Below are 12,005 nucleotides of genomic sequence, written 5' to 3'. Positions count from 1 at the left end.
TTGTGCCAGTTCAGGCGCGGGAAGTCGCGCACAGTGGCCACGCCTCACACCATTTGTTCCCCTCCCTATTCCCTTCCTCCGCTCTTTCCACACTCCGACTCGGCGAGGAGAGCCGCGGCCTCGCTGAAGTCGCACTCTTCCCAGTCATCGGGGTGGTCATCTCGGAGCTTGCGGGCGATCGACATCGCCCGCTCCTCATCTCCGCGCAGCGTCGCGAGGGTCAGCAGGATCGTGCGGATGCGGGCGGTCATTGGGTCTCGATCCCCCAGGTACCTGCGGCAATCCTCGGCCAGAACCGTCCAGAGGTCCTCGCCCGCGTCCCGGTCCCCGCCCATCCAGGTGTTGCGCGCGATCTCGTTGCGCAGCCGCAGAACACGCCAGTCACCGTGGTCCGCGACGGTCAGCAGAGCGTCCATGTTGCGCTCGTAGAGGGCAATGGCCTCGTCGTAGCAGCGATCAGCTGAGAGCACCTCGGCGAGATTGTCCCGCACAGTCAGCAGCGTCATGTCGGACTCCTCGCGCTGTTCCTCCAACTCCGACAGGAGCTCGCGGTACACGCGCGCCGCTTTCTTCCATTTGCCCGTGTACTTCCACGGCATCGCGGAGTTATTGCGGATGGCGATAGAGATATCAGGGTCGAGACCTTGGCAATGCTTCATGTCTGCCACGAGTGCCGAGAACTTGCGGATCGCCATATCGTGCTGACCGAGAATGGCGAGCCAGTAGGCCTCCGAATTACGCATCATCAGGATCAGCGGATGGCAGCGCTCCAGGTATCGCTCCCCCAGACGCGCAGCTTCACCGGCCAGCTTCCGACACTGTCCGTAGGATCCGAGAGCTGCGTACCAGTCGATGCAGAGCTTGGCAGCCTCGAGACGCAGCTCGACGGGCGCACCCTCGTCTCGATAGGCCTCCAAGCCATGCTCGAGTGCCTTCTCCACCTTGCCCGCGGCCCCGCAGCGCACGGATTCATGGAGCGAGGACCGCGCCCTCGTCGCGCTCGTATTGCTCCCCTCGGGCATGCCACCCCCAGCCAGCGCATCCAGAGAAACAATCGGTCCGTGCATCGTTGCAGTCAACATCGTCGTCGCCTTTCTATTGTTGCGTGTTCACCTGCGAACAACGACAGAGTGACACCTCCTGTTATGCACTGTCACGCGCCATCACGAAGCCTGTGGATAACTCGCGGTCTTCGGAGGGCCCTGTGGATAAAACATGCTCCCCAACGCCTGCCGTATGCTGGTCCCATGAACTCAATCGTCAGGGGCATCATCAACTTCCTCATCGGTGTCATCTCCGGCGCCACAGAGGAGGCGCAGAAGAACACCACGACCACGAAGACGGGACAGCGTCAGTCGGCCAAGAAGTCGACTCCCAAGCCGCGTTCGTCCTCGTCTTCTTCCGCGCATTCCGGCTCGCAGCACCGCTACGAGGATCCGGCGACCTCGAATCGACCTAAGACCTCGATCCGAGAAGCGAGCATCGCCGACGCACTCGCCCACGCCTCGTACACGCCCGTCATGGACGGCGACGCGGATCCCGGCGAGGTCGTGTGGACCTGGGTGCCCTACCAGGAGGACGCCTCCGTCGGCAAGGATCGCCCGGCCGTCGTCATCGGCGCACAGGGCGAGGGCGTGTACCTCCTGCAGCTAACCAGCAAGGACCACACGCGCGACGCCGCCCAGGAGGCCGCCGCCGGACGCTACTGGCTCGACATCGGTGCGGGCGACTGGGACTCGAAGGGCCGCCCCTCCGAGGTGCGCCTCGACCGGGCCCTGTGGGTCAAGGCCACCGACGTGCGCCGCGAAGGCTCGATCCTGCCCAAGGCAACCTGGCAGCTGATCGTCGATGCCCTCGAGGAGCACTACCGCACGCACGGCGACTGACACCTCCAACACGTGACCGACCTTACGAGGCGCGAGAACGCCTAGGGATATGACGAAAAGGCCCCGCCCTGGTATGATCGGTCGTTGGACTCCCGGCCTGGTCGGGCAGGGGGTCTGGTTAGGACCGTTTGCGGGTGTCCCCACGCCTAAGTCCCGGTCTTGACACAGCCCTCACCGACCCTGTCAGACATACATCAAGGAGAAATCCGACTGTGGCAAACATTAAGTCCCAGAAGAAGCGCATCCTGACCAACGAGAAGCGCCGCGTTCGTAACCAGTCCGTGAAGTCCGAGCTGAAGACCCTGGTCCGTCAGACCCGCGAGGCCGTTGAGGCCGGCGACAAGGAGAAGGCTCTCGCTGCACTGCGCATTGCTTCGCGCAAGCTGGACGTCGCCGTCTCCAAGGGCGTCATCCACAAGAACCAGGCTGCGAACCGCAAGTCCAAGCTTGCTCGTCGCGTCGCCTCGCTCGGTGACTGAGCGCGAACAATAGTTTGACGTGAAGCGGGCCGCCCACTGGGCGGCCCGCTTTCGTATACCCGCTCCCCGCGCGCTTCGTGCGAGTGGCCGGCACACCCACCCTGACCACTCCCCCGCACTCCGCGCCGGGCGCACATAACGAAGCCCCGACCTCGTCGAAACGAGGCCGGGGCAAACGTGATCGTTGAGCGCTTACTCGAGCTCGAAGGCGCCCGTGTAGAGCTGGTAGTACACGCCCTTCTGGGCGATCAGGTCGTCGTGGCTACCGCGCTCGATGATGCGGCCGTGGTCCAGGACCATGATCGCGTCCGAGTTGCGCACCGTCGAGAGGCGGTGGGCGATCACGAAGACCGTACGCCCCTCCATGAGGTTGTCCATGCCCTGCTGCACGAGGGCCTCGGTACGCGTGTCAATCGAGGAGGTCGCCTCATCGAGGATCATCGCCGGCGGGTCGGCCACGGCGGCGCGCGCAATCGACAGAAGCTGAGCTTGCCCCTGCGAGAGGTTCGAGCCGTTGCCGGTCAGCATCGTGTCGTAACCCTCGGGCAGCCGCCGGATGAAGGAGTCCGCGTTGGCCAGCTTCGCAGCGGCGATGCACTCCTCGTCCGTGGCGTCCAGACGGCCGTAGCGGATGTTCTCCATGACCGTGCCCGTGAACAGCTTGACGTCCTGCAGGACAACGCCGAGGGAGCGACGCAGGTCCGGCTTGTGGATCTTGTTGATGTTGATGCCGTCGTAGCGGATCTTGCCGTCAGCGATGTCGTAGAAGCGGTTGATCAGGTTGGTGATCGTCGTCTTACCGGCACCCGTGGCGCCCACGAAGGCGATCTTCTGGCCGGGCTTGGCCCACAGGGAGATGTCGTGCAGGATCTGCTTCTCGCCGTCGTAGGAGAAGTCGACGTCCTCCATGACGAGCTCACCGCGCAGTCGCGTGTAGGTGACGGTGCCATCGGCCTTGTGGGGGTGGCGCCACGCCCAGATTCCCGTGCGTTCCTCGGTCGGCTCGAGAGTGCCATCGGGCAGCTCGCGCGCACGCACGAGGGTCACGTAGCCCTCGTCCTCCTCGGGCTCCTGGTCGATGAGGGCGAACACGCGGCCCGCGCCCGCCATACCCAAGGCGATCATCGGGACCTGCATCGACATCTGGCCGATCGTCTGCGAGAAGTTACGGACCATGCCCAGGAAGGACACAACCACGCCAACCGTGATGACGTCGACGCCAAAGAGGTGAATATTCGGCGTCTGCTCCAGAATCATGATGCCGCCGACGATCGCGATAACGACGTACATGATGTTGCCGATGTTGCCCAGGGCAGGCATCAGCACGTTGCCGTAGATATTCGCCTTCTGCGAGGAGTCGAAGAGCTTCTGGTTGTACTCGACGAACTCGTCCTTGGCATCCTGCTCGTGGTTGAAGACCTGGACGACCTTCTGCCCGTCCATCATCTCTTCGATGAAGCCTTCTTCATCCGCCAGCGCAGCCTGCTGGGCCTTCATGAAGCGGCCTGACAGCCCGCCGAGCTTTCCGGTCAGGAAGGCCATGAGAGCGCCCACGATGAGGACAACGAGGAAGAGCCACACGGAGTAGTACAGCATCGTGCCGATCAGGACGATGATCGTCAAGCCCGACTGGATGAGCGTCGGGATGGACTGGCCGATCAGCTGACGGATCGCGTCCGTGTCGTTGGTGAAGGTCGACATGATCGCGCCGTGCGGGTGCGTGTCGAAGAATCGCAGGGGCAGGCGCTCCATGGAGTCGAACATGTCGTCTCGCATGTGCTTGAGCGTTCCCTGGGTCACGATCGCCATGGCGCGGGTGTAGATGAAGCTACCGATAACGCCGGCGCTGAAGATGATGCCCATCGTGACAACGAGGCGCACCAGGGTGGCGCGCACCGCGTCGAAGCCGCTCTCCAGGCCTGGGGTCACGACGTTGTCGACGATCTGCTGCATGAAGATCGAGCCGACCGCCGAGGCCACGGCGGACGTAATGATGCACACGACGGTCAGGCTGATGCGCACCGGGTAGTGGCGGAACACGTAGGCCATGAGGCGGCCGAAGGGGCGCTCGATACCCTCGAGCTTCTCGCCGTCGCTGTCAACGGGACGACCATGCATGCGTGCCATGTCAGGCCACCTCGCTTTCGCTCGCGGCATTCTGGGAGTCGTAGATCTCGCGGTATTCTCCACCCGCTGCCATCAGCTCCTCGTGGGTGCCGCGTTCCTTGATGCGACCGTCGTCGAGGACGATGATCTGGTCAGCGTGGCTGACCGAAGACAGACGCTGGGCGATGATGATCGTCGTCGTACCGGGGATCTCGGTCTCGAAGGCGCTTCGGATCAGGGAATCGGTCTTCGTGTCCACGGCGGAGGTGGAGTCGTCCAGGATGAGGATCTTCGGGTTCTTCAGCAGCGCTCGGGCGATGCACAGGCGCTGCTTCTGGCCACCCGACACGTTGGTGCCGCCGCGGGAGATCACGTAGTCGTAGCCGCCGGGCAGCTGCTGGATGAACTCGTCGGCCTGCGCGAGCTTGCACGCATGCTCAATCTGCTCGTCGGTCGCGTCCGGGTTGCCCCAGCGCATGTTCTCCTTGATCGTTCCGGAGAAGAGAACGTTCTTCTGCAGGACGACGGAAACCGCGTCACGCAGGGCGCTCAGGTCGTAGTCGCGCACGTCGCGACCGCCGACCTTCACAGACCCCTCGGAGACGTCGTAGAGGCGGCAGATCAGCTGGATGAGCGAGGTCTTGGAGGAGCCGGTGCCACCCACGATGCCGAGCGTAGAGCCCGACTCTATGCGCAGGTCGATGTCAGACAGCGCGTTCTCTTCGGCGCTCTCGGAGTACTTGAAGGACACGCCCTCGAAGACCACGGAGCCGTCCGGGACCTCGGTGGCGCCGTTGGCCGGGGAGGTGAGCGACGGGTCGTGGTTGAGGACCTCGGCGATACGGTTCGCGGACTCTGCGGCCATCGTCGTCATGACGAAGATGAAGGCGAGCATCAGCATGTGCGTCAGAATCTGGATGCCGTAGGTGATGAGGGCGGTCAGTCCACCCTTCGTCAGCTCGGTCGCTCCCGAGTTGATGATGATCGAGGCGCCAACATAGTCGACGGCGACGATCGCAGCGAAGATGAAGAACATCATGACGGGGCTGTTGAGCGCGATGAGCTTCTCGGCGTTCGTGAAGTCCTTGCGCACGTCCTGCGAGGCGGCGCGGAACTTCGTGGTCTCGTGTTCCTCGGTGACGAAAGACTTGACCACACGGATCGCAGCGACATTCTCCTGCACCGAGTTGTTCAGCGCATCGTACTTCTTGAAGATGCGACGGAAGATCGGGAAGGCGATGAGCACGATGGCCGCGAGGATGATGGCGAGAACCGGAACCATCCCGAGGAAGATGAGGGCCATCTGGACGTTAATGCGCCACGCCATGACGATCGAGAACACGATCATGAGGGGCACGCGCACCGCAATACGGATGAGCATACCGAAGGCGTTCTGAACGTTCGTGACGTCCGTCGTCATGCGCGTGACCAGCGAGGACGTGGAGAAGCGGTCGATGTCCGCAAACGAGAAGTCCTGGACCTTGAAGAAGAGGTCCTGACGGAGATTTTTCGCCAGGCCCACCGAGGCGGTGGCGGCGTAACGCGCGGACAGGATGCCGCAGGCGAGCGACGCGAAGGCCAGTCCCGTGAGGATGAGGCCCAGGCGCATGACGGGACTCAGGGACACTCCGTCGAGTGCATCCACCAGCGTGACCATTGTCAGCGGGATCAGGCACTCGAGGATGACCTCACCGATGATGAACAGCGGGGTCAGGATCGCGGGTTTCCTGAACTCGCGCAGCCTCCCCACCAGCGTTCGAATCGTCTTCATGTATCTCCTCTTCGTTCCCTACGGGCTTCTCATAGACGAGGCCGGGGAGCGTATTCAGCGCCCGTGCAGCCTGCAGATGGTGATAAGTGCTTTTTCGATGGCGCGCTGCGGGTCCCGCGACGCGCCCTTTGTTTCGGCGTCTGCCGTGGCGATAGCGCCGAAGGCTCCTGCCAGCGAGGCGTCGGACCAGCCGCGCAGTTCCCGCCGGGCGCGGTCCACCTGCCAGGGGGCCATTTTGAGCGCGGATGCGGATCCGCCGATCGAGACCTTCGCCATGGCGCGGAACTTCATGGCCAGGGCGGTGACAAGAAGCTGGGGCGCAATGCCGGTGGCGAACGCGTGACGCGCGAGCGTCAGGGCCTTCGCTGAGTTGCCCGCAACCGCCGCGTCCGCGACGTCGTAGCCCGTTGCCTCGACGCGTCCGGCCTGGTAGCGCCGCACGTCCTCCAGCGTGATGCGTCCACTGACGTCGGAGAGCAGCTGGGCCAGGGCTCCGGCCATCGCACGCGGGTCGTTGCCGAGTGCGTCCACGAGGGCCTGCTGGGCCTCGGTGTCCATCTGCCGGCGTGCGGCGCGCACGTCGGCGGCGATGAGCGCCAGCTTGTCGCGGTCGTTCTTGAGCGGTTCGGCGGGGATCACGGGCCATTTGGCTTTGGTGATCGTGTCAATGACCTTCTTGCCGCGGGCGTTGCCCCCGGGGTGTGCCAGGAACATCCACACGTCGGGGGCGGGCGCGCCGGCGTAGGTGATCAGATCGTTGGCGAGGGCGTCGCTCATCGTTTCCAGGTCCCGGATGATGACCATGCGGGATTCGCCGAAGAGTGAGGGCGAGGCGATGACGTCGAGCTGTCCGGCCTGGTAGGTGGCCGCGTTGATGTCGGTGCGCTCGAGGTTGGGGTCGGCCTCGTGGGCGAGGGCGCGCAGCTGGTCGAGGGCGCGGTCGACGAGAAGGCCCTCGGGGCCTTTGATCAACACGATGGGTGCCAGCGTGATCTGGGCTGGCGCCGCCGGGCGAGAACCGCGTGCTGCCACGTCTTCCTGCCTTTCCGCTGAAACGGTAACTGTCTAAGTCTGCCACCGAGCGAGCTCATTTGCGTCCGTCTTTGCCGTGGGCGGACACTACTCGTGGCAGGTGTCACGAGAGCTTGACGACGCACCATCAGTAGGTGTCTGCCCCACTCATGGCCCCCGCTCATCGACGATCGGGGCTCCCCACCGCTTCCACGCGCGCCACGCAACCCATCCGCCGCCGCAGCATGCGTACACACCCAAGACTGTCGAGGATCCACCGGGCACATGCACCCCGGTTCCGGGCAGGGAGGCGCACATGCGCGCTGCCCCTGCGATCCATGCGGTCGCCCACGAAGCAACGACGGCACATACGGAGGCGACGCGCATGCTCAGCGGGGAGATGAGAGCGCCCGCGAGCCCGGCGACGGTGGCGACCGGAACGGCGGGCTCGGCAATGACGTTGGCCGCGATCCCCCACACCGGTACGTTTCCGGAGAGCGACACGATGAGCGGCGCGGTCGCCAGCTCCGCGAAGGCGGGCACGCACACCATCTCTACGAGGCGGCGAAGCATCTTCCCCGCGCGCGTGTCCCCTCGTATTCGCCGGCGACAGCGCCGCACTAGCGCCGCGGAGGGGCCGACGACCGCGAGCGCGGCGAGCGCCGACAGGGCGAATCCGTAGGAGCGGGATGACCAGGGGTCGATGAGGAGGGTTGCGATGACGACGGCGCAGAGGGCGGCGATGGATTGGCCCTCGCGTCCGAGAATAAGTCCGAGTGCGGCGACGGCTGCGACGCAGACAGAGCGCACGACTGAGGGGTCTGGTCCGACGAGGATGAGGATTGTGCCCAGGACGAGGATGGTGGCCCCGAGGCGTAGGGCTTTTCGTGCGGGGACGACGAGGCTGACGGTGGCGAGGACGATGACGATGTGGGATCCGGAGACAGCGGTGAGGTGGGTGAGGGAAGTTTTCTTCATTGCGTCGGACAGGTCTGCGGGCATGGCACGGTCATCTCCGATCGCCATGCCGGGGACGAGGGAGCGTGCGTCCCTGGGCAGAGGCGCGCAGGCGTGGGTGAATGCCCGGTGGGTGGAGCGCATCCAGTCGGACAGGCCACCGGGTCTGGCGATGAGCTGGGCACGCCTGACGCGTATCGTGCCCACCGATGGCGCGTCGGCGGCAAAGGTCGCGTCGAGGTTCCCCCAGACCTCGTAGACGTCGCCTCGCGCGGCGTCCCGCCACCCGGGCGCGCGCACGAGTGCAGCGGCGTTCGAGGGTTGCCACTCCTCCCCCACGGAGACTGCCTCGATGCGCGCGCGAGCACTGCGTGTCGCTGAGAACCCGGACGAGGGCGGGGCTGGGTCGGCCTGGAGGGCGACGCGCGCGTGGATGGGGCCGGAGTCTCGGCGGGCGGGGTCGGCGTCGTATTGCCGGCGGGCGGTGGATCCGACCGCGAGCGCGCAGGCCACGCAGGCGAGGAGGAGTGCGACGCCGAGGCGAGCGGACCGGGGTGGGGTGAGGGCGTGTCTGGGTGTATTCCGGCCGCGTTGCGAGAGCGCGTAGGAGGCGGCGCATCCGAGCACGACAAGGGCGCACACTCCGATCAAGAGCCATGGCACGGGTCGGCTTGTCGCCCACCAGGTGGCGGCCCAGGTGGCGGTGGCTGCGGGCGCGAGGCGCAGGTCGATCATGCGGGGAGCGCATTGCGTGTCACTCATCAGCACACACCCGGCCGGATCTTCTCAATGAGGGACGGGCCGATTCCGGGCACATCGTCGAGTTCCTCGACGGCGGACAGGCGAGGGTGCGTGGCCCGGTAGGAGATGATGCGCTGCGCGAGGGCCGGTCCGATGCCGGGCAGGGTCTGGAGCTCGGCCTCGGTGGCGGTGGCCAGTCGAATGCACGCCCCCGCTGGGGTGCCCGCCTCGGAGGCTGCTGGTGGCGATTCCCCAACGATGCCGACCCGGATCTGTTCCCCATCGACGAGGAGTCGGGCGAGGTTGATTGATTCCAGGTCGGCCTCGGGTGTTGCGCCTCCGGCTGACGTGATGGCGTCGATGACTCGGGAAGAGGCCGGCAGGGTGAGTACTCCCGGGGAAGCGACAGCACCGGAGACGTAGACGACGACAGCGTCGGTGCGATCGCCTGCGGAAGCGGAAGCGGATGCGGATGGGGACGGGCCTGTCGCGACAGGCGCGGCCTCGCTCTCTTCTCGCTCGGAGGAGGATTGGGCGAGGGCCTGGGAATGCTCGCGTGCCGCCGCGTGCCTCCACACCCCCATGGCCGCTATCAGGACGACCACGACGATCAGCGCGGCCACGGTCGTTGCTCCAGGTAGGAGGCGGGCGGCGCTCGGCTCGGCGGGTTCGTCGTCCTCACTGAGGGCGCTGTCGTACACGGCTTTCGTCAGCGCCGCCATGCGCCGACGAGCCAACCATCGTGACACGTTCATGCCCGCACGCTAACCCCGGCGAACGCCAGGAGCACACACGAAAACGAACCCCTGTGGATAACTGCGACGCGCGTGTGGGGGTTGTGGACGAATCCCACATCCGACCCACCCCGCATAACTCGCATGGGACTGCGGTCCCAAGGGATACTGTTCCGGTAACGTCGAAGTACAGTGGCGCACTGCGCCCAGAGCCGAAAGGCCACACCATGAGCGAGAACATCGAGGACCTCAAGGCGCAGCTCGCCGCGGCGGAAGCAGCCGCGAAGGCCGCCGAGGCTGAGGCCGCCCGCGCAAAGGCCGAAGCCCTGCGTCTCCAGCTTGAAGCAAAGGGCGGCTCGGCCGCAGACGCGCCTGCCGCCACGGCCGAGGCCGAGACCCAGCAGGCGGAAGCCGCCCGCGCGACGGCCGACGCGCTGCGCACCCAGGTGGAGGCCGCCGAGGCCGCCCCCGCACCCGAGGCCCCCGCCGCCGAAGCGCCTGCCGCCCCGGCCTCGTCCCCCGCCCCCAGCACCGAACTGTCGGCTTTCGCCACCCAGATCCAGGGCGCCTACTCCTGGGACGTCCCCGCGGTCACGATCGGCACCCTGATTGACAACGGTGCGCGCGTGCCCGGCGTGAGCGCCAAGATGCCGCTGCCCATGTTCAACCGCCACCTCCTGGTCGCCGGAGCGACGGGCACGGGCAAGACCCGTACCCTCCAGCTCCTGGCCGAGGGCCTGTCCGCGAACGGCTCCTCCGTCCTCCTGTGCGACGTCAAGGGCGACCTGACCGGCCTGGCCGAGGCCGGCGCCAGCTCCGAGAAGCTCCTGAGCCGCACCGCGGCCAACGGTCAGGACTGGGCGTCCTCCTCGTTCCCGATCGAGCTGCTGAGCCTGGGTGGCGCGGATTCGCAGTTCCCGGGCGTGCCCGTGCGCGCCCAGATCTCCGACTTCGGCCCGATCCTGCTCGCCCGCGCGCTCGCCCTCAACACCACGCAGGAGCAGGCCCTCCAGTTGATCTTCGCGTGGGCGGACGGCCAGGGCCTCGAGCTCATCGACCTTCCCGACCTGCGCGCCGTCATCTCCTTCCTGACCTCGGATGAGGGCAAGGACGAGCTGGCCACGATCGGCGGCGTCTCCAAGGCCACCGCCGGCGTCATCCTGCGCGCCCTGACCGCGCTCGAGTCCCAGGGCGGCGGCCAGTTCTTCGGTGCCCCCGGCTTCGACACGGCCGACCTCATGCGTATGGATTCGACCGGCCGCGGCATCATCTCCCTGCTCGGCGTCGGCGATATCTCTACGCGCCCGGCGCTGGTCAGCGCCGTCATCATGTTCCTGCTCGCCAACCTCTTCTCCACCCTGCCCGAGGTCGGCGACGTCGAGCGCCCCAAGCTGGTGTTCTTCTTCGACGAGGCGCACCTTTTGTTTGCGGACGCCACCAAGGAGTTCGAGCGTCAGGTCGTCCAGACCGTGCGACTCATCCGCTCCAAGGGCGTGGGCGTCGTCTTCGTGACGCAGACCCCCAAGGACATCCCCTCTGACGTCCTGGCCCAGCTCGGTTCGCGTATCCAGCACGGCCTGCGTGCCTCCACCCCGGACGATTTCAAGAAGCTCAAGGCCACGGTCCAGACCTTCCCGAAGACCTCCCTGGAGCTCGACGAGGTCCTCACCACCCTGGGCACCGGCGAGGCCGTCGTGACCGTCCTGGATCCGAAGGGTAACCCCACCCCGGTCACGCCGGTCGGCATCTGGGCGCCCGCCTCCGTCATGGGCCCCGCGTCCGCTGACACGGTCGCGCGCATCAACCAGTCCAGCGTCATCATGGGCCGCTACCGCGACGCCGTGAACCCGGACTCCGCCGAGGAGAAGCTCGAGCGCCGCGCGGCCGATGCACAGGCCGCCCGCGAGGAAGCCATCGCCCAGGAAGAGGCCGCGAGGGAGGCCGAACGCCTGCAAAAGGAGGCCGAGAAGGAAGCCGAGCGCGCCGCCAAGGAGGCCGAGAAGGCCGCCGCAAAGGAAGAGGCTGCTCGCCAGAAGGAAATGGAGAAGCTGCGCCGCCAGGTCGAAAAGCAGCAGGAGAAGGAGGAGGCCGCCCGCCAGCGCGCCGCCGAACGCCGTACCCGCCAGGTCGAAAACGTCCTCGGGTCCGTCCTGCGCACCGCCGGCCGCGAGATCACTCGCTCCATCTTCGGCACCCGCAAGCGCTGACCCTTCCGTTTTTTCGGCACGAGGCCGAGGCTGGGGGCTCCTTCGGGGAGTCCGGGCCCCGGCCTCGTCTCACAGTGCGGCCGTTGTGCCAAGAAACGGCAAAGTGGAGTAAG

At 66.2% G+C, this 12,005-nt stretch carries 9 protein-coding genes; 3 read left to right on the top strand and 6 right to left on the bottom strand.

Going from position 1 to position 12,005, the window contains the following annotated elements; translation table 11 throughout:
• Positions 1 to 65 precede the first annotated feature (65 nt).
• Positions 66 to 1,082, bottom strand: a complete 1,017-nt coding sequence (locus FBF35_RS03995; protein WP_060566866.1) for a hypothetical protein — start codon at positions 1,080 to 1,082, stop codon at positions 66 to 68.
• A gap of 165 nt (positions 1,083 to 1,247) precedes the next feature.
• Here FBF35_RS03995 and FBF35_RS03990 point away from each other — a divergent pair, with 165 nt between their 5' ends.
• Both FBF35_RS03990 and rpsT read left to right on the top strand, forming a co-directional pair.
• On the top strand, positions 1,248 to 1,886 hold the full coding sequence (locus tag FBF35_RS03990) for a type II toxin-antitoxin system PemK/MazF family toxin (RefSeq protein WP_060566863.1): 639 nt from the start codon (positions 1,248 to 1,250) through the stop codon (positions 1,884 to 1,886).
• Positions 1,887 to 2,098: 212 nt separating this feature from the next.
• The gene (rpsT, locus tag FBF35_RS03985; protein ID WP_060566861.1) at positions 2,099 to 2,365 is read left to right on the top strand and encodes a 30S ribosomal protein S20; all 267 of its coding nucleotides are present in this window, start codon (positions 2,099 to 2,101) and stop codon (positions 2,363 to 2,365) included.
• Between the two features lie 192 nt (positions 2,366 to 2,557).
• Here rpsT and FBF35_RS03980 read toward each other — a convergent pair whose 3' ends face one another.
• The 5 genes from FBF35_RS03980 to FBF35_RS03960 form a co-directional block, all read right to left on the bottom strand.
• Positions 2,558 to 4,483 (bottom strand): ABC transporter ATP-binding protein, encoded by a 1,926-nt coding sequence (locus FBF35_RS03980; RefSeq protein WP_410060762.1) that lies wholly within the window; start codon positions 4,481 to 4,483, stop codon positions 2,558 to 2,560.
• Positions 4,484 to 4,493: 10 nt separating this feature from the next.
• On the bottom strand, positions 4,494 to 6,242 hold the full coding sequence (locus tag FBF35_RS03975; RefSeq protein WP_060566857.1) for an ABC transporter ATP-binding protein: 1,749 nt from the start codon (positions 6,240 to 6,242) through the stop codon (positions 4,494 to 4,496).
• 54 nt (positions 6,243 to 6,296) lie between these two features.
• Positions 6,297 to 7,274 carry a DNA polymerase III subunit delta gene (gene holA / locus FBF35_RS03970; protein ID WP_060566854.1) on the bottom strand — a complete coding sequence of 326 codons (978 nt, stop codon included), beginning with the start codon at positions 7,272 to 7,274 and terminating at the stop codon, positions 6,297 to 6,299.
• Positions 7,275 to 7,421: 147 nt separating this feature from the next.
• Positions 7,422 to 8,972 carry a ComEC/Rec2 family competence protein gene (locus FBF35_RS03965; RefSeq protein ID WP_241772560.1) on the bottom strand — a complete coding sequence of 517 codons (1,551 nt, stop codon included), beginning with the start codon at positions 8,970 to 8,972 and terminating at the stop codon, positions 7,422 to 7,424.
• Complete coding sequence (locus FBF35_RS03960; RefSeq protein ID WP_241772559.1) at positions 8,972 to 9,706, bottom strand: ComEA family DNA-binding protein; 735 nt, start codon at positions 9,704 to 9,706, stop codon at positions 8,972 to 8,974. The genes FBF35_RS03965 and FBF35_RS03960 overlap by 1 nt, the downstream gene beginning before the upstream one ends.
• A 206-nt stretch (positions 9,707 to 9,912) precedes the next feature.
• Here FBF35_RS03960 and FBF35_RS03955 point away from each other — a divergent pair, with 206 nt between their 5' ends.
• Complete coding sequence (locus FBF35_RS03955; RefSeq protein ID WP_060566847.1) at positions 9,913 to 11,892, top strand: helicase HerA-like domain-containing protein; 1,980 nt, start codon at positions 9,913 to 9,915, stop codon at positions 11,890 to 11,892.
• Positions 11,893 to 12,005 lie beyond the last annotated feature (113 nt).

The organism is Schaalia odontolytica, from assembly GCF_005696695.1.
GTDB classification, from domain to species: domain Bacteria; phylum Actinomycetota; class Actinomycetes; order Actinomycetales; family Actinomycetaceae; genus Pauljensenia; species Pauljensenia odontolytica_C.
The sequence above is the reverse complement of the archived record's forward strand: the minus strand, read 5'-3'. Positions and strand labels throughout refer to the sequence as shown.